Here is a 24,780-nt window from a genome sequence, read left to right as displayed (position 1 = left end):
GATTCGGCCGAACAACAAGCGGAAACGACTAGTTGACCAGAAAGTTCTGACGCAACAGCGTCGCCCGCGTCAATGCGACCAACTCATCGAGTTGCACATCGGGCCTTTCCGTTAAATAAGACAAACAAAACCTGGCCGGTGCGATGGGTGGATGACTGGGCAATACTTTCAACATATCCACTGCCAACATGTCTCGAATTAACGGAACAGGAAGAATACCAATAGCGTGTCCAGCAGAGATCATCTTCGCGATAAATGCCAGGGAATTACTGGAGTGAAAAGCCTCGGACACATTCCCCCCTTCTTTCAGCCATCGCTCAACGACCGAGTACAAGGTCGAGGGCGCGGAATGCGTCACGATGGGATAGGCGCCGGCATGTTCCGGTAGAAATGCCCCCCCTTCAATGTCCAACTGTGCGGCGGCCACCCACTGGAAGGTCATCCAGCCTAGAAAGATGTCGGTGACATCGTCTCGCGTCATCGGATTGGTCAGGAGCGCCAGGTCAAGCTCGTGATCATTGAGCTTTCGGTTAAGCACCGCCCCCACATCAATCGTGATTTCAAGGGTGATCTCTGGAAAATGCGCCTTGATCTCGGCGATGACCGCGGTCAGCCCGACCATTGCCGAACACTCGTCAGCGCCGACGCGCAATCTGCGATTGTGCTTTTGCTTGGCCGCGAACTGCTCGAGCTTGACGCTGTTGTTAAGCGCCAACTCGGCATGTTGCAGGGCGATCAGGCCATCGGCGGTGATGATCATGCGTTGCTTGCTGCGGTCGAAAAGTTTCACGCTCAGCAACGACTCCATCTCGCGAATTCGAGAGGAAATGGCCGGCTGTGTTAGATGAAGATGTCGTGAGGCAGCATGGACACCACCTAATCGAGCAGTCCAATAGAAGGCCTCGATCTGCATCAGGGTAATTCTCATGATAAAAATCGTCCTGGTGTTGACACGTTGATTTTTATTATCGCATTGGATTCTTGCTTGTTAGGCTGCACTGACTGTATCAGACATTCATCAAAAACAAGTAAATCCCAGCATGTATATCATTAAAGAACTACCGCAACAGATCGCCACAGAAGAACTTTCGATTCTTCTTGCGGCCGAGCCGGCAACCATCGGCCACTTTGTCACTAAAGGTATTCTAAGTGCCCATATTAAAGCCCATTTCCAAGACATTAGAGCGGTTGGAACCGCCGTTACAGTGAGAATGCCTGGGGCCGATGGGGGCATTTTGCATTACGCGATGGGCTGCGCCAGGCCAGGTGATTTTCTGATCGTGGATCGTTGCGGTGAACGGGTCACGGCAGCCATGGGTGGCGCCATGGCGTATGCGGCCAAGCAGGCCGGCATCGCCGGCATCGTCATTGATGGATTCGTCACCGACCTGAGCGAGTTGCGCCAACATGGGGTTCCCATATGGTCTTGGGGCGCCAGTGCCATTACCACTCGGGTCAAGGGCGAAGAAGGCGAGTTTTGTACCCCGGTCCAATGTGGCGGTGTCGTGGTCCATCCCGGTGATGCGGTGGTCGCCGACGAGAACGGTATCGTCGTCATTACCCCGGGCCAGGTCCTCCCACTGGCGCGGCGCGCAATCGCGTTTCAGGAGAACGAAAAAATCACCTTGGCAAGACTGGCAAACGGCGAGAAATTCCCGGATGTCACAGGTTCCAGATCCATCATCGACGCCGCCACCCTGGGCCGATCCTGAACAAGAAAACCCAGACGCACGTTGCCATTTCGTTTCTGCCATGTAGCTCCCTCAAAAAAACAACAGGACTACCATGAAACCGTACCAGACTCCCCTTCTGATCTTCGCCATGCTCTGCGGCCTGATCGGGCCCGCAGCCTTGGCGGACACCCAGGCGACCACCCACTTCAATGTGATTGGCGGTGGCAGCCACAATTACACCTTCCGTGCGGTGGAGAAACCGTTCTGGAACAAGACCCTGCCCGACAGTTCGGGGGGCACCGTCACGGCGCGTCTCAGGGGGCTATCGGAAAGCGGTCTCAAAGGCGCTGAGATGGTGCGTTTGATCCGCTCTGGCGCGGTTGAAATCGGCATGGGCGTCTTTGCTTTCGTGGCCGGCGACGACGCCTTTTTCGAAGGGATCGACCTGCCCGGCATGGCCACCGATATCGAAACCTCCCATCGGGTTTCGACAGCGTTCAAACCAGTGTTGGCAGAACGCATGGCCGAACGACATGGCGTCAAGCTGTTGGCGACGGTGCCTTACACGGCGCAGGTGTTCTTCTGTCGTGACCCCGTCAATTCCATCGCCGACCTCAAGGGGCGCAAGATTCGCGTACGCGGGCGCAATATGTCCGAGTTGATCAAGGCGCTCGGCGGATCGCCCATGACCTTGCCGTTCGCCGAGGTGGTGACGGCCATGCAGACCGGCGTCATTGACTGTGCGGTAACGGGCATTGGCTCAGGCAATGCGGCCAGGTGGTACGACGTGGCCAATCACCTCTACAACCTGCCGGTGGACTGGTCGGTTGGCTTCTATGCCATTGGCTTGAAGCGCTGGCAGGCGTTGCCCGAGCCTGTACAACGTTTGCTCCAGGCACAATCCCAGGTCCTGGAAGACCGGTTGTGGGAAGAAACCGCCAAAGAAAATCACTCTGCATTGGCCTGCAACATCGGCGCGCCTGACTGCCAGATTCACCGTCCGGCCCATATGCAGGTCAGCACCCCGACAAATGCCGAGCAGAAGATTCTGCAGGACGCCGTTCTCAAGATTGCCAACGATTGGGGCAAGCGTTGCGGTGCGCAGTGTGTCGAGCGTTGGAATGCCACGGCAGGCGCGTCCCTTGGCGTTAGCCTGCACAACCCCTGACCCGTGCACATCCGTTGAATACCTATGGAGCTGCGCGACAAAGCTTGTTGCGCGTTCTGAACGCCCCCACGTTTGCGGAGAACCCCCTCCATGAAACGCACTGAATTTTCTGCTATCCGTCTCGTGAACAGCATTGCCAGGCTAAGCGCCTGGCTTGGCGGTATTGCCCTGATGGGCACCGCACTGATGATCGGCATTGACCTGATCCTGCGCAAGACCATCGGCCTGTCCATGGGCGGCGCCGACGAAATAGCCGGCTATGTCCTGGCCATTGTCAGCACCTGGGCCTTTCCCATCGCCTTGTTAAAACGCTCCCATATCCGGGTGGACATCGTCTACTCGCGCCTGCCCCTCAAATTCAGGACCTCCCTGGATCTGCTGGCGTTGAGCTGTATGGCGCTTTTCGTCGGCACCGTGCTGTTCCACGCATGGGACGTACTGTGGGATTCCATCCAGTACCGCTCGACGTCCACCACACCGCTGCAAATCCCGCAGTGGGTACCTCAAGCCGTCTGGTTCGCCGGCTACCTGTTCTTTGCCCTGACCATCGGGGTGTTGGGCTGGGCCAGCGTGATCCAACTGCGCCAACAACGATGGGCGTCGATCGGTGCGCTGATCGGCATCCATTCCGTCGAGGAGGACATTCAAGAAGAAACCCACCGTCCCGCACCAGGGCACACAACGACCCCGTCGAATGGAGCGCACTAAATGCTCGCCTTTACCCTCTTCACCCTACTGGCCCTGCTCGGCTTGAGCGTGGCTGCGGCGGTCAGCGTCGGCTTGCTGGGCCTTTCGTTGTCAGAACTGTTCTCGACATTGCCGCTCAGCAACGCCATAGGCGAAATTGCCTGGAGCACCAGCGCCGAATTTTTGTTGGTCGCTATCCCGCTCTACATACTCATGGGCGAGTTACTGGTGTGCTCGGGCGTCGCCGGGCGCATGTACGGTGCCGTCGCCAAGTGGCTTTCCTGGCTGCCCGGTGGCTTGATGAATTCGAACATTGGCGCCTCGGCACTGTTCTCGGCAACCAGCGGCTCCAGCGTGGCGACCGCGGCCACCATCTCGACCCTCGCCCTGCCGGAGCAGGAACGTAAAGGCTACCCTGCCCCGCTGTTCCTCGGCTCGATTGCCGCCGGCGGTACGCTCGGTATTTTGATTCCGCCCTCGATCAACATGATTCTGTTCGCGCTGATCGCCAATCTCTCAGTGCCCAAGTTGTACTTGGCGGCTACGATCCCGGGCATCCTGCTCAGCTTCATGTTCGTGGCGATCATCGTGTTGGCGTGCCTCATCCGGCCCGATTTGGGCGGCAAAAAGGAACACTCGACCTGGGCCGAACGGCTGGACAGCCTTCCAGACCTGCTGCCGCCGCTGGCCATCTTCGCCCTGGTGGTCGGGGCCATCTACAGCGGTTTCGCGACCGCCAGTGAATCGGCGGCCCTGGGGGTCATCGCCGCGTTCGCCCTGGGCCTGTGGCGGCGCGCCTTCACCTGGCAAAACCTGGGACAAGCCTTCGAGTCAACCATGCGCACGACCGGGATGATCATCTTCATTACCTTGTCGGCGTTCTTCCTCAATTTCGTGCTGTCATCCATCGGGCTGACATCAACCCTGGTCAGTTTCGTGACGGGCCTCGACATGTCGCCGATGGGCACGCTGCTGGCCATCATCCTGTTCTACATCATCCTCGGCTGCTTTATGGACACGCTGGCCATGTTGATCACCACCGCACCGCTGGTGGTGCCAGTCATTATCGCCTTGGGTTTCGATCCGCTGTGGTTCGGCGTGATACTCATCATCCTGTGCGAGATGGGACAAATCACCCCGCCATTCGGGATGAATCTGTTCGTGGTGCAAAGTATTCGTAATAAAGGCAAATTCCTGGATGTGGTCTTCGGCACCTTGCCTTTCTGTTTCGTATTACTTGTGTTGATCGCGCTCTTGATCCTGTTTCCGCAGATCGCGCTTTGGCTTCCGCAATTTGCTTGATTCGAGCAAGGCGCTATAAGGGGCGGCATTCGGAGATTGATCTGGGTGTATATATGACACCCGGCAATCACCTACAACCTCTGGAGACACCATGCCAAACGCAACCAGACAGAACCCTGTAGCCCTTGTCAGTGGGGTTGGAAGTGAGATTGGGATCGGCATGGCGATCGCGCGCAGACTGGGTACTGCTGGTGCCAAACTGATCGTCACCGCCAGCAGTGCGCGAATCAATGATCGAGTCGCAGAACTGCGCGCCGAAGGGTTCGAAGTCGAAGGGCGGGCCCTCGATCTTACCGATGAAAACCATGTACGTGAGTTCATGGCGTGGGCAGAGTCCCTCTGGGGGCAGATCGATATTCTGGTCAACAACGCGGGTATGGCCATGCAAGGAAGCCCGGAGTTTTTTTCCGACTTGGAAACCATGGATCTGCACACCTGGAACCTTACACTGGCGCGAAACTTGACCACGGCTTTTCTGCTTACACGGGCGGCGCTGCCCGGGATGCGGGTGCGCCGTTACGGGCGCATCGTCAACATCAGTTCCACTACCGGCACCCGCTGCAGCAACCCCGGTGAAGCGGCTTACAGCGCCGCAAAGGCCGCGATGGTTGGAATGAGCATGAGCCTGGCGCTGGAAGTCGCCCAGCAAGGGATCACGGTAAACAGCGTCGCTCCCGGCTGGATCACCACAGGGTCGACCACTGCCGAGGAAGCCAAGGCGGCAGGTTACACACCGATGGGCCGGGCCGGACGTCCCGAAGAGGTGGCTGCAGTGGTTGCGTTCCTTGCGTCTTCAGAGGCGAGCTACCTCACGGGCGAAGTCATTGTGGTGGATGGTGGGAACTGCTTGATCGAGAACAAGGCCCCTTGATCTGAATAGGTTCCCCGGGCATTCGCCACGCGTGGAGTCCTCCAGGCGCTGCAGATCCCGCAGCGTCTGTCGGGCGCTCGCAGTCCCTGTCGGACTGAAGATCCCACGCAACAGCGTCGCTTATCGGGTCATGTGCACCTGCCGGGATGGTATCGGATGCACCGAGCAGGTCAGAGCAGCTTCCAGGTGTAACTGACGATCAACCGGTTCTCGTCGATGTCGCTGCGGTAGTTAGAACGCGCCATGACGTTGCGCACGCGTACCCCCAAGCCGCTTAAAAAACCGTTCTGGAACGCGTAGCCGATATCCAGGTCGCGCTCGCGATCCTTGCCCTCAAAACCCGCGCCGGTGTTCACGTTGTCACCCGTGATGTAGCGCACCGTCGTCGTGAGGCCAGGCACCCCCATTGCAGCGAAGTCATAGTCGTAACGAGCCTGCCAGGAACGCTCATCGGTATAGGCGAACTCATAAGTTGGCACCTCGTTACCCAGAGGCGTGACGTTGGCGAAAACCCTGGGGAACGCACTGTCGCCATACATCGCCTGGTAACCGACATAAAAGGTGTGGCCACCACGTTTCGCAGACAGCAACGAAAAGAACGCCTGGTTATCGATTTTTCCCAGCATTTCACTGCCGTCCTCGCTGGCATCGTAATAGCCGAGATTGGCGCCCAGAACCCAGTCGCCCATGGGCTGGCTGTGCTTGAAACCAATGAAATCCTGGGCATAGATGTCTTTCAGCTGGCCGTGCCAGAGGCTGACGCTGGTGCGATTGCTGTTGAAGCTGTAGTCGCCGCCGAGGTAGTTGAAAGCATCGCTGTCAGCCTGGCGTTGAGGCACATGGCCCAGCATGGCGAGCATTTTTTCGTCGCCGGCTTCGTTGCGCAGGCTGGTCGTCGTCAAGTGACCTGCTTGTACAGTCAGGCCACTGATCTCGCTGGAGCTGATGCTCACCCCCTGATAACTCGGGGGCAGCAGACGTATGTCGCTGAAGGCAAGTATCGGAAGATTCGGTTGTAGCTCCCCGACCTTCAGTTCGGTTTTAGAGACTTTCGCTTTGAACGTCAGGCCCAGACGGCTGTAATCGTCAGCCGCACGACCATCGTCCGTGACCGGCAACAACCCGGTATTGACCCGGTCAGGGCTGCTGTCGAGCTTGAGGCCCAGCGTCCCTAGCGCATCTATGCCGAACCCCACAGGCCCCTGTGTGTAGCCGGATTTGAACGTCAGGATGAAACCCTGTCCCCACTCCTCGGCCTTGGATTGCCGATTTGCGCCGACGATGTCGGAATAGTCCCGGCTGAAGTAATAGTTGCGAGCTTGCAAGGTGGCGGTGGAACCTTCGAGCAAGCCTTGGTCCGCCGCCGACGCGACGAGTGGCACGCCCAGGAGTGAAAGCCAGAAACGCGGTATGGTTTGCTGATTCATGTTGTGCTCTTAATTATTGTTATTTATCGACAGCTCATGATCCCGCCGTCATGACGTGCGGGCTATTACGCTCGGCGTCAGGCCTTTACCGAGGGTGCTTCAATCGCAGCAGGCAGGGTGCGACGTTCGTTCAGGGCGAACGCGGTCATTGCCAGTGCCGCAATGGCGCCCGGAACGGCAAAGGCCATGAAGTTCAGTTGCAGGGGCAATTCGATCCCCATCAGTGCGCCGCCCAAGAGCGGACCGACGATTGCGCCGTTGCGACCAATTCCGGAGGCCCAGCCCAGGCCCGTGGAGCGAATGTTCAAGCCATAAAGCTGTGCGGCACCGGCGTACAACAGGATTTGCGTGCCGATAGTGGTAGCACCGGCGATGAAGATGAGCAGGTACAGCACCGGCATCGGGCTGTTGATACCCAGCAGGCTGATGGAGAGTGCGGCAGCAAGAAAGAATCCGATCATGACTTTCACCAGATTCAGCCGATCCCCAAGCCACCCTCCCAGAATCGCGCCTGCCATGCCGCCAAAATTCAACGCCAGCAAGAACGACAGGCTTGAACCCAGGCTGTAGCCGGAGTTGGCCATCAGCTTGGGCAGCCACGAGCTCAATGCGTAGACCATCAGCAGGCAACAGAAAAACGCCACCCAGATCGCCACCGTTCTTACACCGAGGCCATCCCTGAACAGCTCCAGTACTGATGCGCCCTTGCCCTTGGTTTCATTTAGTTGAAGCGTGTCTTCGACGCTGATGTCGCTCCCTGGCGCCAGGCGCTCGAGCAGCTCACGGGCCTGTTCGGTGCGGCCCTGGCGGATGAGAAAGCCAATGGACTCCGGGAGGTAGTGAAGAATCAACGGCAGAAGCAACAATGGCAGGGTCGCGACGAAGAACATCGACGACCAACCAAAACGCGGCAGCATGAAGATACCGACACCGGCCGACAGCATGCCGCCGAGGGAATAGCCGCTGAACATCAACGCAACCAAGGTACTGCGCATTTTTTTCGGCGCGTACTCGTTCATCAGCGCGACCGCGTTGGGCATCAGCCCGCCACATCCAAGCCCGGCGATGAAACGGCATACGCCGAACTCGCCGGGCGTGCTGGCGAAACCATTGATCACCGTCGCCATGCTGAACAGCGCGAAGCAGATGGTGATGCCTTTCTTGCGGCCGATCTTGTCGGCCAGACTGCCGAATGCCAAAGCACCGAACATCATGCCAAACAGTGCATAGCTGCCCAGCGCGCCGGCCTGCAGAGGCGTCAGCCCCCACTCCTTCATGATCGCTGGCAAGACCACGCCGTAGATGAACAGGTCATAGCCGTCAAAGATCAACAGCAAGGCGCATAAGCCCATGACCAGCCAATGGAAGCGCCCGAAAGGGGCGTTGTCGATGATCGAATGTACGTCGATGGTCCGCATGGCTTTACTCTCATTATTTTTGTTGTGTGTGAGATCCGTAGGTACTGCCGCAGCGTCAGCCCAGGTCGCCGCCCCCTACCGGCAATGTCACGCCGGTGATGTAGGAAGCCTCATCTGATGCCAGGAACAGAATGGCGCCGACTTGCTCATCGAGGGTCCCGTAGCGTTTCATCGGGCTGCTGTCGATGGTCTGATCGACGATTTGTTGGTACCAGACCCGCTCCTGCTCGCTTTGCGGCTGACTGTTGCGAGGAATGCGGCGCGCCGGCGCTTCGGTGCCGCCGGGGGCCGTGGCATTGACCCGGATGCCGCTGCCGGCGGTTTCTAGCGCCAGACAGGCAGTCAGCGCATTGACGCCGCCTTTGGCCGCGCCGTACGGAACGCGATTGACGCTGCGCGTGGCAATCGATGAAACGTTGACGATCACGCCGCTACCCTGTTCGAGCATGCAGGGCAATACGCTGTGGCAGCACCACAGCGTCGGGAACAAGGAACGACGTACTTCGGCTTCGATTTCATGTTCGGCGTAGTGCTCAAACGGTTTGGCCCAGATCGTCCCGCCAACGTTGTTGATCAGGATGTCTATACGCCCGAAACGCGCTTTGGTCGTGGCCATTACCTGTGCGCACTCCGCGTATTGCTCCAGGTCAGCCGTCAAGGTCAGCGCATGTTCATGCTGCAGTTCGTGGACCAGTTCAGAGCGGTCGACGGCAACCAGCAACGCGCCCTCCTCCAGCAATCGCTCGGCAACACACCGACCGATGCCCTGGGCTGCACCGGTGACCAGCGCAACCTTTTCGTTGAAACGTGGGTTCATTTCAGTGTCCTCAGGCGGCGTCAACGATGGCGTTGGGGGTGAACTTCTCGTAGTGAAAGCTCGCCGGGGTGACACCTTGTTCCTTGAAATGCCGGCGTACGGCATCAACCATCGGCGGTGGCCCGCAGAGGTACACGTCGACATCACCGTTGTTGAGCACGGCTGGCGCCATGTGCTGGGTGACATAGCCTTGGCGAGGATGAGCGGTTCCGGGGTCCGCCACGCAGGTTACGAAACTGAAGTTCGGCAGGCGCGCGGCGAAGGCTTCCAGGGCCTCGACCATCACCAGGTCCTGATCGCGAGTCACACCGTAGATCAATGACACCAGTTGCGTTTCCGCACGTTCGGCGAGTACTTCAAGCATCGACAGGAACGGTGCAAGCCCGGTACCTCCGGCCAGGAACAACAGTGGCCGAGTAACCTCACGTAGATAGAAGCTGCCCAACGGCCCTGTCATGGCAACTGTCTCGGCTTGCCGGGCACGTTCCAGCCAACTGCTCATCAAGCCGCCGGGAACATGCTTTATCAAGAAACTGGCGTGCTTTTCGCCTGGCCGACTGCTGAAGGAATACGAGCGGGTCTGACCACTGCCCGGCACCTCTATATTGACGTACTGACCGGGCAGGAAAATCGCGGCCTGGTCCAGCTCGAAGCTGATTTCCACCGCGGCATCGGCATGCCGGGCAATGCCGGCGACGCTGGCAGCGTACCGGGTGGTGCCGGTCTTGCAAGCGCTGGAAGGCACCGGCACGGCGATGACACAGTCGGATTGCGGCACCATCTGGCAGGTCAGGACTTGCCGTTCCTGCGCTTCGTCCTCCGTCAGCGCATCGTCAATGTACTCGTCGCCCAGATCATAGGCGCCGGTCTCGCAGCGGCATTTGCAGGTGCCGCAAACACCGTCCGAGCAATCCATGGGCAGGTTGATACGTTGGCGAAAGGCGGCATCCAGCACCTTCTCACCCACTTTGCAGTCGATGAAACGGGTCACCCCGTCTTCAAAATTGAGGGCTATGGAGTACGTCATGGCGCTGTCCTCAGAAGTGATAGATGTCGATGACCTGATGGATGTAGTCGTTTTTCAGCACCACTTTCTTGCGTGTGATCAGCGGCTGTTCAGCGCTGATGTCCAGGCGATAGAAAGATGTGCCGAAATACGTATCCGTGGTCTTGTAGCGATGGCTGAGGGTTTGCCAGTTGAAACGCAGCTCCACGTATCCGGCGTCTTCAGCCAGTACCTCGAGGTTGGTGATGAAATGCACGGTTCGCGGCTCCGGCGTGCTGGCACTGGAGCGTTCGGTCTTGATGCGGAAAACTCGGTCTTCCAGGCCGTCGCGGCAGGGGTAATACACCAGCGAAATCTCACTTTGCGGGTCCTGCGTCAGCGTGTCGTGGTCATCCCACGCCGGCATCCAGAACTCGACTTTGGGCGAGTAGCACTCCAGCCATTCGTCCCACTGGCGATCATCCAGCAGGCGTGCTTCGCGGTAGAGAAAAGCCAGCAGGCTGTCACGGGACATGCTCACGAGCGCACCTCCTTGTCGGTGGCAATCAGGCCTTGTCGCTCCAACTCAATCGCTCGTTGCAGGCTGGCGGCCCAGTGGGCGTGTTGACGGACGAACAACCCCTCGTCCTCGGTTTTCACCCCGCTGAGCTGCGGGTTCATGCCCATGGCGCGAGCATTCTCGTCAGCCCCCTCGATCCACTGCTTTGCGCCGCGGCTCAGGTCATTCCACAGGCTTGTCGCCCCCTGATAACCGGTCTGGCAGGCACGGAACTCTTCCAGGTCGTCGGGCGTGCCCATGCCACTGACGTTGAAAAAATCCTCGTACTGGCGAATGCGGGTCGTGCGCTCATGGGCACTTTCGCCCTTGGGCGCCATGCAGTAGATCGTCACTTCGGTCTTGTCGACTGAGAGGGGCCGCACGACGCGGATCTGCGTCGAGAACTGGTCCATCAAGTAAACGTTGGGGTACAGGCACAGGTTGCGGGTCTGGTCGACGATGAAGTCGGCACGCTCCTGGCCCAGGCGCTCGGCGAGTGCCTCACGGTGCGCATGCACCGGACGCACTTCGGGGTTGAGCAGGCGAGTCCACAGCAGGATGTGCCCATGTTCGAAGGCATAGACCCCACCCAGGCTCTTCGACCAGCCATTGGCATCCACGGTGCGGGTGCCTTCGGCCTCATAGTTGCGGCGGCCCATGGTTGCCGAGTAATTCCAATGCACCGAGCTGACGTGATAGCCGTCGGCACCGTTCTCGATCTGCAATTTCCAGTTGCCATCGTAGGTGTAGGACGAGCTGCCGCGCAGCACTTCCAGCCCTTCGGGCGCCTGGTCGACCATCTGGTCGATGATGACCCGGGTTTCGCCCAGGTAATCACTCAGTGCCGGAACCGCTTCGCTGAGACTGCCGAACAGGAAGCCGCGATAATTCTCGAAACGGCCCAGGCGCTTGAGGTCATGGGAGCCGTCGCAGTCGAAACTGTCAGGGTAGGCGCCGGTCTTGGCATCTTTGACTTTAAGCAGCTTGCCGGCATTGCTGAAGGTCCAGCCGTGGAACGGGCACGTGAATGAGCCTTTGTTGCCCTGTTTGCGCCGGCACAGCATGGCGCCCCGGTGGGCGCAGGCATTGACCAGGCCGTGCAGCGTCCCTTGTTTGTCGCGGGTGACGACGACGGGTTGGCGGCCCATGTAGGTGGTGAAGTAGTCGTTGATGTCCGGTACCTGGCTTTCATGCGCCAGGTAGACCCAACCACTTTCAAAAATATGCTTCATCTCCAGGGCGAACAGTTCGGTGTCGGTGAAGATGTCGCGGCGGCAACGGAAGACCCCGGTAGCGGGATCTTCCTGAACGGATTCGCTGAGTTGACGGGCGAGTCTGTCGAGCGTGCTGATCATGGGGTAGGCCCTCGGTTGTTCTTGTATCAGGCCCCCTCACCCTACGTGTTCGCTTGCGGCGTCAATATCCGCTGGCTGCCAATCGCTATCCGCTTGGCGCAACGTGCTGGCGCTGGCGCCGCCAGGTCTGCGACGGCAGCTCGCCAAAGCGCTTGCGGTAGGCCTCGGAGAAACGCCCCAGGTGCAGGAAACCGTGATCCAGCGCGACTTCGGTCACGCTGCGGGCGGTCGCGCTGTTCAACTGCGCATGCACCCTTTCCAGCTTGCGCTGGCGCATATAGTCCCGTGGTGAAACGCCGACCTGGCGCTCGAACAGCGTGTACAGCGAGCGCTCGCTGACCCGGGCGACGGCCATCAACTGTTCGACGCTGATGTCTTGGGTCAGGTGCTCCTCGATGAACTGCCGCACGCGCTCGAATCCCTTGCCCTCTTCAGCCTGGGGGGCGACTCTCAAGACGTTGCTTGCCAGCAGCGCCAGCAACTTGTTGGCGACGATCCGCTCGTACAGGCACTGGACCTCCCCTTGCGCCGCGTTTTCGGCTTCATGGCAGATCAGCCCCAGCAGTTGCACAAAACCACTCATCTCTTTGAGCTCATGGCGCTCGGTCACGAACCGGATCCCTTGCTGGGGAAGTGTCCAATGCTGCTCCAGGCAGGCGTTCTCCAGCAGCCTGACGGGCAATTTGACGATGAATTTCTCGCAGTCGGCCGAATACGTCAGATCGACAGGGTCATCCGGGTTGATCAGCAGAATTTCGCCGGTCCGGAAAATCTGCTCCTGGCCTCGGGCGGCGGACCGGCAATGGCCGTTAAGCAGGATCTGCAGGTGATAGATGGTCTCCAGCGCCGTCGAGGTGACTCGCACGGGGGCGCCATAACTGATACGACACAAGTCCAGGCTCGAAAACGTGCGATGGCTGATGCTGGCCTGAGGGCGGCCTTTGGGCGGCAGGCGAATGCAGTGACTGCCCACGTGCTGGTTAACGTAATCCGACACGGCATGGGCATCTGCACGGTCGAAAATCTGGCTGCGCTCACTCAATAACACGGTCATGTTTGCGCCTCTTTTTGTTGTTTGCTCAAGACCAGGCTGAAGCCACAAAGCCCCCGTCAGCAATCGCTGCGGGGGCTTGGTGTCAGGCGTAACGGTGAATCACACCTCCAGCGCTCGCACTCGCTCGGGACGGCTTTCGTCTTTGGGCGCGGCGGTCGGTTGAAGGACAAAGTCGAACTCGATATCCGCCCGCTGGCCGTTGGCATCGTCGCTGAAGCGGATCTCGGCGATCAATTCGTCACGGGTTGCATAAGCAAAATCATCGTGCAGGTATCGGTCCCCAGCCAGGTTGATTTGCGTCGTCAGGTGACGATGTCCAGGCGCCGAAATGAAGAAATGAATGTGTGCAGGCCGCTGACCATGACGCCCCAGCTGGTCAAGCAATTGCTGGGTCGGACCATCCGGCGGGCAGCCGTAGCCAGACGGCACGATACTTTGGAAACGATAGCGTCCCTGGGCGTCCGTCAGGATCCGCCGACGCAAGTTGAATTCGGACTGCGAAGGGTCGAAATAGGAGTAGGTACCGCCGGTATTCGCGTGCCAGACATCGACCACCGCGTTGACCAGGGGCTCGCCATCGGTGTCGCGTACCTGGCCGGTCATGAACAACACCGTGCCCGGGTCCTGGCCGTCATCGAGGCGGGCAAAGTGCTCCGACAGCGGCGCGCCGGCCACATACAGCGGGCCCTCAATGGTCCGTGGCGTGCCGCCGACATGGCCGGCCTGTTCATCTTCGGCGTCCATCAGCATGTCCAGGTAATGTTCGAGCCCCAGCCCCGCGACGACCAGGCCAGCCTCCTGGCGGTGGCCCAAATCGTTCAGGTAGTTGACAGCCTTCCAGAACTCTTCGGGGGTTACCTGAAGGTCCTCGATGAGCTTGATCGAGTCGTTCAAGACACGATGCACCACCTGCTTCATCCGCTGGCTCCCGGTGGGCTGGTCGAAACCGGATGCTTTCTCGAGGAATTGCTGCACTTCAGCGGTTTGGGAGATACGAACGGTCATGGCTTTGGCCCTCATCAGTATTATTTGTTCTTGTCGATGTCAGTGCTGCGAATCGGGTGAACTCAGCGGTCGTCGGCATGGATCGAAGATGGATGTCGGCACATCGGTGTCACGTCGATCTCCATGTAGGGGTACAGCGGCAATTGCATCAGGGTGTCATGCAACGCCTGGTTATCCGGCACATCAAACACACTGACGTTGGCGTAGAGTCCGGCCAGGCGCCACAGATGACGCCAGGTGCCTTCGTGTTGCAGGCGCTGCGCAAGTTCTTTCTCGTCGGCCTTGAGCTGAGCGGCTGTTTCAGCCGGCATATCGGCTGGGAGCCTGACGGTCATGCGTACGTGGAAAAGCATCTCGTGGGTATCCTCTTGGCTTGGGCAGGTCAGCGGCGCGCAAAACGCGCAAGCCGTTGTTCATCCAGCTCGATGCCCAAACCGGGCGTGCGCGGGATCATGAGCTGAAAGTCCCGATAGACAGGCGGTTCCACCAGGATATCTTCGGTCAACAGCAGCGGTCCGAACAGCTCGGTATGCCATTCCAGCTTGTCCAGCGTGGCAAAGGCATGAGCGGCCGCCAGCGTGCCGACGCTGCCTTCGAGCATCGTACCGCCGTACAGCCCGATACCGGCGGCTTCGGCAATCGCAGCAGTACGCAACACTGCCCGGGGGCCGCCGGTCTTGGCGATTTTCAGGGCAAAAATCGAAGCGGAGCCCATCTGCGCGAGGGCAAAGCTGTCTTGCACCGACTCGATCGCCTCATCGGCCATCAGCGGGATCGGGCTGTGGGCACTGAGGCGGGCCATGCCCGGCCGGTCGTGTCGGGACAAGGGTTGTTCGATCAGCTCGACACCCGCATCGGCCAACAGTCGACAGGCCCGTATGGCCAGCGCTTCGCTCCATGCCTGGTTGATGTCGACGCGCACACTGGCGCGGTCACCCAGGGCACGCTTGATCGCCGCGACATGGGCGATGTCGTGAGCCGGCTCTGCGGCACCGATCTTCAGTTTGAAATGCCGGTGACGACGTACATCGAGCATGTGTTCGGCCTCTTCGATGTCTCGGCCGGTGTCGCCGCTGGCCAGCGTCCAGGCCACTTCCACACCGTCGCGTACACGTCCGCCGAGCAATTCCGCCACCGGCAGTCCAAGGCGCTTGCCTTGGGCGTCGAGCAGCGCGGTTTCCACCGCTGAACGCGCGAACGTGTTGCCACGAATGACCCGGTCAACCCGTTGCATGGCCGCGTTGAGATTGCTCGCGTCTTGCCCTATCAGCAGCGGTGCGAACCATTTGTCGAGGTTCACCTTGATGCTTTCCGGGCTTTCCCCGGCGTACGCCAAGCCGCCGATGGTCGTGGCCTCGCCGACGCCGATGATGCCGTCACTGGACTGGATCCGCAGAATGACCAGCGTCTGGCCATGCATGGTATGCATGGCCAATTTGTGTGGCCTGATCGTGGGTAGGTCAACAATTTGGGTATCGAAGCGTTCGAGGGTGACAGCAGTCATAATCTTTCCGTCGGCGTTGTGTTTGTTCTTGGACAAAGATTGACGCTGGGGAAGCAGACCGTCCAATATTGATTAAGTCTCGCTTTATACCTTGGAGGTATCGTGGAACTTCGTCATTTGCGTTACTTCCGCGTGCTGGCGCAAACCCTGAATTTCACTCGCGCCGCTGAGCAGTTGAACATTGCCCAGCCACCGCTGAGTCGCCAGATCCAGCAACTGGAGAATGAACTGGGGGTGGCGTTGCTTGAACGTTCCAGGCCGCTGAGGTTGACCGAAGCGGGTCGGTTCTTTCATGAGCACTCCAGCCAACTGCTGGAACAGCTGGTGCGCATTGGCGACGATACGCGTCGCGTCGCAGCAGGCCAGAAACGCTGGCTGGGTATTGGCTTTGCCCCTTCCACGCTATACGGCGCGTTACCTGAGTTGATCCGTCAGTTGCGTAACCTCGGCGATGTGGAATTGGGGCTCTCGGAACTCATCACCCTGCAGCAGCTCGAAGCGCTGAAAAGTGGCCGCATCGACATTGGTTTTGGCAGGATGCTGTTCGATGATCCCACCATCACCCAGGAAATTCTGCGCCAGGACCCGTTGGTCGCAGCCCTGCCGGCAGGTCACCCGCTGCTCTCGGGACCGGCCACCCTGGAGCAACTGGCAGCAGAACCTTTTGTCCTCTACCCGGGCACCCCGCGCCCGAGCTATGCCGACCACGTCTTGGGCATCTTCGCCGCACAGGGCTTGCGGATCCGGGTGGTGCAAACGGTGAACGAGCTGCAGACCGCCATCGGCCTTGTGGCAGCAGGCATCGGTATTACCCTGGTACCCGCCTCGGTGCAAAGACTGCACCGCGATGACATTGGCTACACCTCGCTGCTGGACAGCAGCGCCACTTCACCCATCGTCGTGAGCTACCGCGCCGGAGACGTATCGCCAGTATTGCAACAATGCCTTGGGCTGCTCGCCAAGCGATGAGTCACTTCGTCGTCGCCTTGATGGTCTGGGTGCGACTCATGCGCTGAATCTGCGCGAATACGGTGTATCAGACACATAGAGGTCGGCTGTCACACCGCTTTCGCGAGCAAGCCGCTCCCACATTTTTATCCGCGTTAGCCCAGCATGCGTCCTGGATAGCCCTCACCGATAGACATCAGTGGCTGACATCAAATTGTCATCACTGCGTCGCCGAAACGCCATACACCCTGAGTAATGTCCTCGCCAATGAGATCGATCTCAAGCGAGTGACAATGACTGATTTGAAAGAAGTTGCACGGCTGGCAGGGGTTTCGCGGGCGACCGCGGCGCGAGCCTTTGCCTCCCCTGAAGTGGTCCGTCCGGCTACCCGGGAACAAGTCTTCGCCGCGGCGCGCCAGCTGGGTTTTCGGCCCAACCGCCTTGGTCGCCAACTGCGCCTGCAAGTGACCAAGCTGATCGGTGTCGTGGTACCTAACCTGCTCAATCCGGTGTTCGCCGAGCAGTTTCAGGCGATGGAGCGCGCTGCGCGCGTGCATGGGTACAACCTGTTGTTGGCAACCACCGATTACAGCAGCGAGCGCGAAAGCGCGGTCGTCGAGGAGTTGTTGCGCCAGCGCGTCGATGGCCTGGTCCTCACGGTAACCGACGCCGAGAGCAACCGGGTGCTGCAAAGCCTGGACAGCGAGGACACGCCTTTTGTGCTGGCTTATCACCAGCCGGGTAATCCGGATTACAGCGCGGTGTCGGTGGACAACCGCGCAGGCATGGCGCTCGCCACCCGCTATCTGCTGGAGGCCGGGCACACGCGGATTGGCATGGTCGCCGGCCCTGCCCTGCAATCGGACCGTGCTCGCCTGCGTTATGCCGGTTATTGCGAGGCAATGCGTGGGGCCGGTCTCACCAGCCTGCCGGTGATTGAAATGCCCGCCCATACCCAGGCTGACTTCGCCGCCATCGAGCCGTTATTGCATGGCCCCCAGGCGCTCAGTGCGCTGCTCTGTTCCAACGATTTGCTGGCAATCAGCTTGATCGCCGAACTGCGCCGCAACGGCTGGCAAGTGCCCCGGCAACTCTCGGTTATCGGCTTTGACGGCATCGCCCTTGGCACCCAAATGCACCCGACGCTGTGCAGTGTTGTTCAGCCCATCGAGGCACTGGCCTGCACCGTGATTGATCAATTGTTGGCGCAGATCGCTGGCGCCACCCCGGTTTCCCATTGTCTGCCCTGCCATATCCGGCCGGGCGAAAGTACTCAACCCTACGAGGAGACGCTTGATGATCCACTTGCGTAAAACCCTGGCGACACTGCTGTTATGCGGCGCGGCCAGCCTGGCCCAGGCCGGCGAAACGGCGATTTGCTACAACTGTCCACCAGAATGGGCTGACTGGGGCACGCAGCTCAAGGCGATTGCCGATACCACTGGCGTGCAGGTTCCGCTGGACAACAAGAACTCCGGACAGTCATTGGCGCAACTGGTCGCCGAGAAGGCCGCGCCGGTGGCGGATGTGGTGTATTACGGCGTGACGTTCGGTTTGCAGGCGCAAAAAGCCGGGGTGGTCGGCACGTATAAACCCAAGGGCTGGGAGCAGATCCCGGCGGGTTTGAAGGATCCCGACGGGCACTGGTTTGCCATTCACTCCGGCACCCTGGGCATCATGGTCAACGTCGATGCGCTGGGCGGCCTGCCCGTGCCACAAAGCTGGGCCGACCTGCTCAAGCCTGAGTACAAAGGCATGGTCGGCTACCTTGACCCGTCCAGCGCTTTCGTCGGTTACGTCTCGGCGGTAGCGATCAACCAGGCCATGGGCGGTAATCTGGATAACTTCGCCCCAGCCATCGACTACTTCCAAAAGCTGGCGAAAAACTCGCCGATCGTGCCCAAGCAGACGGCTTATGCGCGGGTGCTGTCCGGGGAGTTGCCGATTCTGGTGGACTACGACTTCAACGCCTATCGGGCTCGTTACAAAGACAAGGCCAACGTTGCCTTCGTGATTCCCAAGGAAGGCAGCATCAGCGTGCCTTACGTGATGAGCATCGTTGACAACGCCCCCCATCGGGCCAACGCCGAGAAGGTCCTGGATTTCGTTTTGTCCGAGCAAGGCCAGGCGCTCTGGGCCAAGGCGTACCTGCGGCCGGTGCGGGCGATGAAAATGCCTGCCGACGTCGCCGCGCAGTTCCTGCCCGACAGCGATTACGCCCGGGCCGGCGTGGTCAACTACGAGCAGATGGCCGCGGCGCAGGAAGCCTTTTCCGCACGTTATCTGAGCGAGGTCAAGTAAGTGACCGCCTCGGCAGTAAAAGCCCGGGACGTACGGTCGGGCTGGGCCATGGTGCCGCGCTTGCGGCCGACCGCTGCCTGGGCGCTTGCGCCAGCGGCGGCGGTGCTGTTGGCCTTCTGGTTGTTGCCGCTGGCGCACCTGGTCCTGCTCGGTGGGCAAAGTCGCGATGGCAGCGACAGCGGTTATTGGCAGGTGCTGAGCAGCGCGCAATACCTGGGCAGTCTGGCGCAGACCTGCCTGCTGGCACTGGCAACGACCCTCGCAGCGCTGTTGGTGGGCGGCTTCAGTGGTTTTTTTCTCAGTCGCCAGCGTTTCTTCGGCCGTTCGGTACTCGTCGCGTTGCTGACCTTCCCGCTGGCATTTCCCGGGGTGGTCGTTGGTTTTCTGGTGATCCTGCTGGCCGGCCGCCAAGGCTTGTTCGCCAGCCTGGGTCTCGGCCTGGTGGGTGAGCGCTGGGTGTTTGCCTACTCGTTGATGGGCTTGTGCATCGGCTACCTGTACTTCTCGATTCCGCGGGTGATTCTTACGGTGATGGCTGCTTGTGAAAGCCTGGATCGCAGCCTGGAAGAGGCCGCCCGTTCACTGGGGGCCAGTCATTGGCGTGTGCTCTGTGATGTCATTGTCCCCGGCCTGGCACCGGCATTGGTCTCCTGCGGGGCGATTTGCTTTGCCACCTCCATGGGCGCGTTCGGTACCGCCTTCACCCTGGGTACCCGGCTCAACGTGACGCCAGTGGCGATCTACAACGTGTTTACCAACTACGCCAATTTCGCCGTGGCCGCTGCGCTGTCGGTGGTGTTGGGGCTGGTGACCTGGGCGGTCCTGTTGCTGGCCCGGCGGCTGGCCAAAGATTCGAGGACGGTCTTGTGAAACGCTCAACGCTGTTTGTCGGGCAACTGATGTTTACCTTGCTGGTGTGCGCTTTCATGTTGGTGCCCGTGGTGATGTCGCTGCTGGCCGGGCTGACGCGCAATTACTTCCAGGGGCTGTCCAGCGGCCTGACCTTCGACTGGCTGCTGCAAGTCTGGCAGGCGTATTCGCCGACGGTCTGGCTGTCCCTGCAACTGGCCGCCGCCTGTGCGCTGTGTGTCTGTGTGGTGGGTGTGCCGGCGGCTTACGCACTGGTACGGATGAACAACCGCTTCAGCCGCGCGTTCGAGGAACTGATGGTGTTGCCGGTAGCGATGCCCGGTCTGGCCAGTGCCTTGGCATTGCTGCTCACCTATGGTCAGTTCGGCGGGTTTCGCAGCAGTTGGTTATTCATTCTCGTCGGCCATGTGCTGTTCACCCTGCCATTTCTGGTGCGACCGGTGATGGCGGTGATGCAACGCCAGCACCTGCCGGTCCTGGAAGAAGCCGCCGCCAGCCTGGGCGCCGGGCCGATCCGGCGCTTCTTCAGCGTGGTGGTGCCCAACTGTCGGGCAGGGATTCTCGCCGGGGTCTTGATGGTCGTCACCCTGTCGTTGGGTGAGTTCAACCTGACCTGGATGCTCCACACCCCGATGACCAAAACCTTGCCGGTGGGCCTGGCCGACAGCTATGCCTCGGCCAGGCTGGAAGTCGCCAGCGCCTACACCCTTATATTCCTGCTGATGATTGTGCCGCTGCTTGTTGCGCTGCAGGCCATCAGCGCGCGTCTTTCCCGTGGAGAAAATCGATGAGCGGAACCACCATTCGCCTGAAGGGTTGTCGCAAGGCGTTCTCTGACGGCACCGTTGCCGTACATGACCTGGACCTGACCATTGATGCTGGAGAAACCCTGGCGATCCTCGGCCCGTCCGGTTGCGGTAAAACCACCACCCTGCGCCTGATCGCAGGTCTCGAGCGTCCGGACGTGGGCCAGGTATTTTTTGGCGACAGTGACGTCACCCGCCTCCCCATCGAACGTCGCGACGTGGGCATGGTGTTTCAGAACTATGCGCTGTTTCCCAATCTGGATGTGTCCGGCAACATTGTTTATGGCCTGAAAGTTCGCGGTGTGTCACCCGCCGAGCGCAACAAGCGCTGTTTGGAATTGCTGGAACTTGTCGGCTTGCAGGATCACGGCAAGCGCAGTATCCACGAGTTGTCCGGCGGTCAGCGCCAGCGAGTCGCCCTCGCCCGCGCCCTGGCACCCAGGCCCCGGGTGTTGTTGCTCGACGAACCGTTGGCGGCACTGGACGCGCAGTTACGTGAACGCCTGCGCAGCGAATTGGCCCAGTTGCTACGCGGCTTGGGCATTACCGCTGTGTTCGTCACCCACGATCAGGGCGAAGCCATGGCGCTGGGAGATCGCATCCTGGTCATGGAGCACGGCCGCGTCGCGCAACTGGCCAGCCCGCGGGACATCTATCAGCAACCTGCCAACGCTTTCGTCGCCCGTTTTGTCGGCAATCTCAATGCTTTTTCGGTGATCGAGCACACGCTCCATGGCTTGAAGGTCAGTGGCGGTGAGTTGCCGTGGAATGGTGCCGATCTGCCCGCCACTGTCTATTGCCGCCCCGAGCATTTGCGGGTGATGGACAACGAGGGGCATCTGCACGGGCGTCTGGTGGGCCAGTTTTTCCAGGGGGCTCAAAGCCGTCTGCTGGTGGATGTTGGCGCGGCTCAGCCTTTGCTGGTGGACAGCACCGATAGCGCTATCCACGCCCCCGGTGCCCTGATTGCCCTGGCCGTCGAGCCACAAGTGTTGTTCACCCTGTCATCGTGATCTTTGTGTTTGCAGAGGGCTTATTTTGAATCATCCGTTTCTCATCGCGCAGATCAGTGATCTGCACCTTAAAGCCGGGCAAAAACTGACTTACGGCGTTGTCGATACCCGCGCTGCGCTGCGTCGTGCGGTTGATCATTTGAACACCCAGGTACCGCGTCCCGACATCGTGGTGGTCAGTGGCGATCTGGTGGACTTCGGCCGCCCTGATGAATATGCCGCGCTGCACCCTGAACTGGCGCGCCTGCACATGCCTTGCTACCTGGTGCCTGGTAACCACGACAATCGCGAGCATTTGCGGGCGGCATTTGCCGACCACCGCTACCTGCCGATACGGGCTGACGCCCCCCTGGACTGGGTGGTGGAGGAGCATCCGATACGCCTTATCGGTCTGGACACCACCATTCCCGGTGCCCATGGCGGTCAGCTACTGGACAGCCAATTGCGCTGGCTCGATGAACAACTGGCGCGTCGCCCCGATGCGCCGACGCTATTGGTTCTGCATCACCCGCCGTTTGTAAGCGGGATTGGCCATATGGACCGTGAACCGTTCATCAACGCGGCGGCACTGGAGCAGGTCATTGCCCGACACCCGCAGGTGGAGCGCTTGCTGTGCGGACATTTGCATCGGCCGATGCAACGGCGTTTCGGCGGCAGCCTGAGTTGCGTGTGCCCCGGTACCTCACATCAAATCGTCCTGGATCTACAGCCAACCGCTCCCGCGCATTTCAATCTGGAACCGCCCGGGTATCTGCTGCACCACTGGCATGGGCAGGCACTGGTGACCCATAACGGCGTGTTTGGCGAGTATCGCGGACCGTATCCGTTTTATGACGCTCATGGATTGATCGACTGATAACCCAGGGACTTTCACTGATGGCTTGCTTTGGAGATTTAATCCCTACCCACTCTATTCATTGAAGATTTTCTAACGAGTTATTGAACGCATCGGCCAATCATGTGATCGGCCGACGGCTTCCTGCTGCCTTTTCACTGTGCCCGGAACAAAGGTTCCGCGCTGGAGTTCGTCCTGATGAAAGCTCTATTCAAAGTACTGAGTTTATTAACCGGCGGCGTGAGTATTGTCATGAGCCCGTTGGCGTCTGCTGATTTTATCAGCGACAGTAAAGCCAACTTGAACTTGCGCAATTTGTACTTCAACAACGACAACCGTGACGGTGCCGCCGCGCCCTCGAAGACTGAGGAATGGGGCCAGGCCTTCATGCTCAATTATCAGTCCGGGTTTACCGACGGCACTGTGGGGTTTGGTCTGGATGCCATCGGTCTGCTGGGTTTGAAACTCGACAGTGGCGCGGGCCGCCATGTTGGCAGCTCGATGTTTCCCAACGACGGGGACAAGGCTGCCGACCAATGGGCTCGTCTCGGCGCAACGGCGAAGATGCGCGTCTCCAAGACCGAACTGCGCTACGGCACCTTGCAACCGAAACTGCCGATCCTGGTGTCCAACGATGGCCGCCTGTTGCCACAAACTTTCGAAGGTGGCCAAGTCACCAGCAATGAAATCGACAACCTGACGTTCACCGCCGGCCAACTGGAACACGCCACCGGGCGTGCATCGAGTGACCGCGCCGGGCTGGCCGTTGCGGGCGGCAGCCAGGAAAGCAATAAATTCACCTTTGCCGGTGGCGATTACAAACTGACCAAGGATCTGACCGCACAGTATTACTACGCCAATCTCGAAGACTATTACCAACAGCATTTCGCCGGGTTGTTGCATGTGTTGCCGCTGGGCGAATACGGTTCGCTGAAAACCGATTTGCGCTACTTCAAGACCACGTCCGATGGCAAGAACAGCAGCGCCGCCGGTCGCGCCAGTGGCTACAAACTGGGCGGCTACACCAAGGACGGTAGCGGCGAAATCGACAACGATACCTGGAGTGCGGCGTTCATTTACTCGCTGGGTGGCCATGCCATTACCGCGGGCTATCAAAGCGTTTCCGAAGACAGCAACTTTGCCCAACTCAACCAGGGTGGCCTGGTGGATAAAGGCGAAGCCGGCGCCAGCCTTTATCTCTACACCGACCGCACTATTCAGACGTTCATCCAGGCGGGTGAGCGCACGGCATTCGCCCAGTATGCCTACGACTTCGCAGCGCTTGGCGTTCCAGGCTTGAAGGCGTCGGTGATGTACCTCAAGGGCGACAATATCCAGACCGCCAGCGGCCAGGACGCCAGTGAGTGGGAACGCGATCTCTCCCTGGACTATGTGATCCAGAGCGGTACGCTGAAGAACCTGGGCTTTGGCTGGCGCAACGCGATGTCCAGAAGTGAAGTGGCTCGCGACCAGGACCAGAATCGCCTGATCGTGAGTTACAGCATTCCGTTGATGTAAGCGCCCAGCGCTATTCAGGGCCAGGGAGTCGAACTTGCGTGAAACTCTCCTGGCTCTTTATCAGCGTTTTCCCAACGTCGGCTGATTCGCACGATTGGGCAATCATTCGCGCGGATTATGCAACCAGCCCCCTGGATTGCTTCCTATAGTTAACCAGAGCCAAACCTTCTGGAGCTGGAATCGCTATGAGCGCCCTCAACATCAATGGCCGTGAGTATACGGTCGACGTAGACCCAGGCACCCCGATTCTCTGGACCCTGCGCGACACGCTGGGCATGACTGGCACCAAATTTGGTTGTGGTGCAGCCCTGTGTGGCGCCTGCACCGTTCACCTGGATGGGCAGGCCATTCGTTCCTGCGTGACGCCAATCTCCGCTGCCCAAGGCAAGAAGATCACCACCATCGAAGCGGCCACAGATGGCAGTGACCCGGTCGGCACCGCCGTGCATGAGGCCTGGGTCAAGCACGATGTGGCGCAATGCGGCTACTGTCAGAGCGGTCAGATCATGAGCGCCACGGCGTTTCTCAAAGCCCAGCCCAAGGGCAAGCAGCCTACGGCGGCCGAAATCGACTCGGCCATGGCTGGCAACATCTGCCGTTGTGGCACGTACGCCCGCATCCGTGCTGCTGTGGCAGATGCGGCCAAAACCCTTGCCTGATCGGA

Annotated in this window: 25 protein-coding genes; 14 read left to right on the top strand and 11 right to left on the bottom strand. The window is 59.8% G+C overall.

Annotated features, from left to right (window positions below; all coding sequences use genetic code 11):
- Window positions 1-28 precede the first annotated feature (28 nt).
- Window positions 29-928 carry a LysR family transcriptional regulator gene (locus MA884_RS09235; RefSeq protein WP_256230171.1) on the bottom strand — a complete coding sequence of 300 codons (900 nt, stop codon included), beginning with the start codon at window positions 926-928 and terminating at the stop codon, window positions 29-31.
- A gap of 112 nt (window positions 929-1,040) precedes the next feature.
- Between MA884_RS09235 and MA884_RS09230 the strand changes: the two genes are divergently transcribed.
- The 5 genes from MA884_RS09230 to MA884_RS09210 all read left to right on the top strand — a co-directional run bounded on the left by MA884_RS09230 (window position 1,041) and on the right by MA884_RS09210 (window position 5,701).
- Entirely contained in the window at window positions 1,041-1,712 is a 672-nt protein-coding gene (locus tag MA884_RS09230) for an RraA family protein (protein WP_256230170.1), read from the top strand.
- 73 nt (window positions 1,713-1,785) lie between these two features.
- On the top strand, window positions 1,786-2,841 hold the full coding sequence (locus MA884_RS09225) for a TRAP transporter substrate-binding protein (RefSeq protein ID WP_256230169.1): 1,056 nt from the start codon (window positions 1,786-1,788) through the stop codon (window positions 2,839-2,841).
- 90 nt (window positions 2,842-2,931) lie between these two features.
- On the top strand, window positions 2,932-3,549 hold the full coding sequence (locus MA884_RS09220; RefSeq protein WP_256230167.1) for a TRAP transporter small permease subunit: 618 nt from the start codon (window positions 2,932-2,934) through the stop codon (window positions 3,547-3,549).
- Window positions 3,550-4,830, top strand: coding sequence for a TRAP transporter large permease (locus MA884_RS09215; protein WP_256230166.1), 1,281 nt, complete (start codon window positions 3,550-3,552; stop codon window positions 4,828-4,830). It begins immediately after the preceding gene.
- A 91-nt stretch (window positions 4,831-4,921) separates the two neighbouring features.
- Window positions 4,922-5,701: an SDR family NAD(P)-dependent oxidoreductase gene (locus tag MA884_RS09210; protein WP_256230165.1), complete on the top strand. Its 780-nt coding sequence runs from the start codon at window positions 4,922-4,924 to the stop codon at window positions 5,699-5,701.
- A 170-nt stretch (window positions 5,702-5,871) separates the two neighbouring features.
- Here the strand turns inward: MA884_RS09210 and MA884_RS09205 are convergent, their stop codons facing one another.
- The 10 genes from MA884_RS09205 to MA884_RS09160 all read right to left on the bottom strand — a co-directional run bounded on the left by MA884_RS09205 (window position 5,872) and on the right by MA884_RS09160 (window position 15,825).
- On the bottom strand, window positions 5,872-7,128 hold the full coding sequence (locus MA884_RS09205) for an OprD family porin (RefSeq protein WP_256230164.1): 1,257 nt from the start codon (window positions 7,126-7,128) through the stop codon (window positions 5,872-5,874).
- Between the two features lie 77 nt (window positions 7,129-7,205).
- Window positions 7,206-8,546, bottom strand: coding sequence for an MFS transporter (locus MA884_RS09200; protein WP_256230163.1), 1,341 nt, complete (start codon window positions 8,544-8,546; stop codon window positions 7,206-7,208).
- 55 nt (window positions 8,547-8,601) lie between these two features.
- Window positions 8,602-9,363 (bottom strand): 1,6-dihydroxycyclohexa-2,4-diene-1-carboxylate dehydrogenase, encoded by a 762-nt coding sequence (locus tag MA884_RS09195; protein ID WP_256230162.1) that lies wholly within the window; start codon window positions 9,361-9,363, stop codon window positions 8,602-8,604.
- Window positions 9,364-9,373: 10 nt separating this feature from the next.
- Window positions 9,374-10,390 carry a benzoate 1,2-dioxygenase electron transfer component BenC gene (gene benC / locus MA884_RS09190; RefSeq protein WP_256230161.1) on the bottom strand — a complete coding sequence of 339 codons (1,017 nt, stop codon included), beginning with the start codon at window positions 10,388-10,390 and terminating at the stop codon, window positions 9,374-9,376.
- A 10-nt stretch (window positions 10,391-10,400) separates the two neighbouring features.
- Entirely contained in the window at window positions 10,401-10,889 is a 489-nt protein-coding gene (gene benB, locus MA884_RS09185; protein ID WP_371134753.1) for a benzoate 1,2-dioxygenase small subunit, read from the bottom strand.
- Entirely contained in the window at window positions 10,886-12,262 is a 1,377-nt protein-coding gene (locus tag MA884_RS09180) for a Rieske 2Fe-2S domain-containing protein (protein ID WP_256230160.1), read from the bottom strand. The genes benB and MA884_RS09180 overlap by 4 nt, the downstream gene beginning before the upstream one ends.
- A gap of 85 nt (window positions 12,263-12,347) precedes the next feature.
- Window positions 12,348-13,316, bottom strand: coding sequence for an AraC family transcriptional regulator (locus MA884_RS09175; protein ID WP_256230159.1), 969 nt, complete (start codon window positions 13,314-13,316; stop codon window positions 12,348-12,350).
- A gap of 99 nt (window positions 13,317-13,415) precedes the next feature.
- Window positions 13,416-14,321 (bottom strand): catechol 1,2-dioxygenase, encoded by a 906-nt coding sequence (catA, locus tag MA884_RS09170; RefSeq protein WP_256230158.1) that lies wholly within the window; start codon window positions 14,319-14,321, stop codon window positions 13,416-13,418.
- A 62-nt stretch (window positions 14,322-14,383) separates the two neighbouring features.
- Window positions 14,384-14,674 (bottom strand): muconolactone Delta-isomerase, encoded by a 291-nt coding sequence (gene catC, locus MA884_RS09165; RefSeq protein ID WP_014338349.1) that lies wholly within the window; start codon window positions 14,672-14,674, stop codon window positions 14,384-14,386.
- Between the two features lie 29 nt (window positions 14,675-14,703).
- On the bottom strand, window positions 14,704-15,825 hold the full coding sequence (locus MA884_RS09160) for a muconate cycloisomerase family protein (protein ID WP_256230157.1): 1,122 nt from the start codon (window positions 15,823-15,825) through the stop codon (window positions 14,704-14,706).
- A 102-nt stretch (window positions 15,826-15,927) separates the two neighbouring features.
- Between MA884_RS09160 and MA884_RS09155 the strand changes: the two genes are divergently transcribed.
- The 9 genes from MA884_RS09155 (at window position 15,928) to MA884_RS09115 (ending at window position 24,775) form a co-directional block, all read left to right on the top strand.
- Window positions 15,928-16,794 carry a LysR family transcriptional regulator gene (locus MA884_RS09155; protein WP_256230156.1) on the top strand — a complete coding sequence of 289 codons (867 nt, stop codon included), beginning with the start codon at window positions 15,928-15,930 and terminating at the stop codon, window positions 16,792-16,794.
- 272 nt (window positions 16,795-17,066) lie between these two features.
- Entirely contained in the window at window positions 17,067-18,086 is a 1,020-nt protein-coding gene (locus MA884_RS09150; RefSeq protein WP_256230155.1) for a LacI family DNA-binding transcriptional regulator, read from the top strand.
- Entirely contained in the window at window positions 18,070-19,074 is a 1,005-nt protein-coding gene (locus tag MA884_RS09145; protein ID WP_256230154.1) for an ABC transporter substrate-binding protein, read from the top strand. The genes MA884_RS09150 and MA884_RS09145 overlap by 17 nt, the downstream gene beginning before the upstream one ends.
- A 48-nt stretch (window positions 19,075-19,122) precedes the next feature.
- The gene (locus tag MA884_RS09140) at window positions 19,123-19,944 is read left to right on the top strand and encodes an iron ABC transporter permease (protein ID WP_256230275.1); all 822 of its coding nucleotides are present in this window, start codon (window positions 19,123-19,125) and stop codon (window positions 19,942-19,944) included.
- Complete coding sequence (locus tag MA884_RS09135; RefSeq protein ID WP_256230153.1) at window positions 19,941-20,735, top strand: ABC transporter permease subunit; 795 nt, start codon at window positions 19,941-19,943, stop codon at window positions 20,733-20,735. Before MA884_RS09140 ends, MA884_RS09135 begins: the two co-directional genes overlap by 4 nt.
- Window positions 20,732-21,763, top strand: a complete 1,032-nt coding sequence (locus MA884_RS09130) for an ABC transporter ATP-binding protein (protein ID WP_256230152.1) — start codon at window positions 20,732-20,734, stop codon at window positions 21,761-21,763. Before MA884_RS09135 ends, MA884_RS09130 begins: the two co-directional genes overlap by 4 nt.
- Window positions 21,764-21,788: 25 nt before the next feature.
- A complete protein-coding gene (locus MA884_RS09125; RefSeq protein ID WP_256230151.1) occupies window positions 21,789-22,619 on the top strand; it encodes a phosphodiesterase in 831 nt (276 codons plus the stop codon).
- Window positions 22,620-22,796: 177 nt separating this feature from the next.
- Window positions 22,797-24,116 (top strand): OprD family porin, encoded by a 1,320-nt coding sequence (locus tag MA884_RS09120; RefSeq protein WP_256230150.1) that lies wholly within the window; start codon window positions 22,797-22,799, stop codon window positions 24,114-24,116.
- 185 nt (window positions 24,117-24,301) lie between these two features.
- Complete coding sequence (locus MA884_RS09115; RefSeq protein ID WP_256230149.1) at window positions 24,302-24,775, top strand: (2Fe-2S)-binding protein; 474 nt, start codon at window positions 24,302-24,304, stop codon at window positions 24,773-24,775.
- The last annotated feature ends 5 nt before the right edge of the window (window positions 24,776-24,780 follow it).

This window comes from Pseudomonas sp. Q11, from assembly GCF_024494355.1.
Taxonomy (GTDB): Bacteria; Pseudomonadota; Gammaproteobacteria; order Pseudomonadales; family Pseudomonadaceae; genus Aquipseudomonas; species Aquipseudomonas hefeiensis.
Note: the sequence above shows the minus strand (reverse complement) of the source record. Positions and strands in the feature narration are given on the sequence as shown.

Bases quoted from the DNA above. Each gene is read 5' to 3' on its own strand.
- catC (WP_014338349.1), bottom strand. From the start codon at position 14,674: ATGCTTTTCCACGTACGCATGACCGTCAGGCTCCCAGCCGATATGCCG.
- MA884_RS09195 (WP_256230162.1), bottom strand. From the start codon at position 9,363: ATGAACCCACGTTTCAACGAAAAGGTTGCGCTGGTCACCGGTGCAGCC.
- benC (WP_256230161.1), bottom strand. From the start codon at position 10,390: ATGACGTACTCCATAGCCCTCAATTTTGAAGACGGGGTGACCCGTTTC.
- MA884_RS09220 (WP_256230167.1), top strand. From the start codon at position 2,932: ATGAAACGCACTGAATTTTCTGCTATCCGTCTCGTGAACAGCATTGCC.
- MA884_RS09115 (WP_256230149.1), top strand. From the start codon at position 24,302: ATGAGCGCCCTCAACATCAATGGCCGTGAGTATACGGTCGACGTAGAC.
- MA884_RS09150 (WP_256230155.1), top strand. From the start codon at position 17,067: ATGACTGATTTGAAAGAAGTTGCACGGCTGGCAGGGGTTTCGCGGGCG.
- MA884_RS09140 (WP_256230275.1), top strand. From the start codon at position 19,123: ATGGTGCCGCGCTTGCGGCCGACCGCTGCCTGGGCGCTTGCGCCAGCG.
- MA884_RS09160 (WP_256230157.1), bottom strand. From the start codon at position 15,825: ATGACTGCTGTCACCCTCGAACGCTTCGATACCCAAATTGTTGACCTA.
- MA884_RS09175 (WP_256230159.1), bottom strand. From the start codon at position 13,316: ATGACCGTGTTATTGAGTGAGCGCAGCCAGATTTTCGACCGTGCAGAT.
- MA884_RS09205 (WP_256230164.1), bottom strand. From the start codon at position 7,128: ATGAATCAGCAAACCATACCGCGTTTCTGGCTTTCACTCCTGGGCGTG.
- MA884_RS09230 (WP_256230170.1), top strand. From the start codon at position 1,041: ATGTATATCATTAAAGAACTACCGCAACAGATCGCCACAGAAGAACTT.
- MA884_RS09215 (WP_256230166.1), top strand. From the start codon at position 3,550: ATGCTCGCCTTTACCCTCTTCACCCTACTGGCCCTGCTCGGCTTGAGC.
- MA884_RS09200 (WP_256230163.1), bottom strand. From the start codon at position 8,546: ATGCGGACCATCGACGTACATTCGATCATCGACAACGCCCCTTTCGGG.
- MA884_RS09120 (WP_256230150.1), top strand. From the start codon at position 22,797: ATGAAAGCTCTATTCAAAGTACTGAGTTTATTAACCGGCGGCGTGAGT.
- MA884_RS09145 (WP_256230154.1), top strand. From the start codon at position 18,070: ATGATCCACTTGCGTAAAACCCTGGCGACACTGCTGTTATGCGGCGCG.
- MA884_RS09130 (WP_256230152.1), top strand. From the start codon at position 20,732: ATGAGCGGAACCACCATTCGCCTGAAGGGTTGTCGCAAGGCGTTCTCT.
- MA884_RS09210 (WP_256230165.1), top strand. From the start codon at position 4,922: ATGCCAAACGCAACCAGACAGAACCCTGTAGCCCTTGTCAGTGGGGTT.
- catA (WP_256230158.1), bottom strand. From the start codon at position 14,321: ATGACCGTTCGTATCTCCCAAACCGCTGAAGTGCAGCAATTCCTCGAG.
- MA884_RS09180 (WP_256230160.1), bottom strand. From the start codon at position 12,262: ATGATCAGCACGCTCGACAGACTCGCCCGTCAACTCAGCGAATCCGTT.
- MA884_RS09235 (WP_256230171.1), bottom strand. From the start codon at position 928: ATGAGAATTACCCTGATGCAGATCGAGGCCTTCTATTGGACTGCTCGA.
- MA884_RS09225 (WP_256230169.1), top strand. From the start codon at position 1,786: ATGAAACCGTACCAGACTCCCCTTCTGATCTTCGCCATGCTCTGCGGC.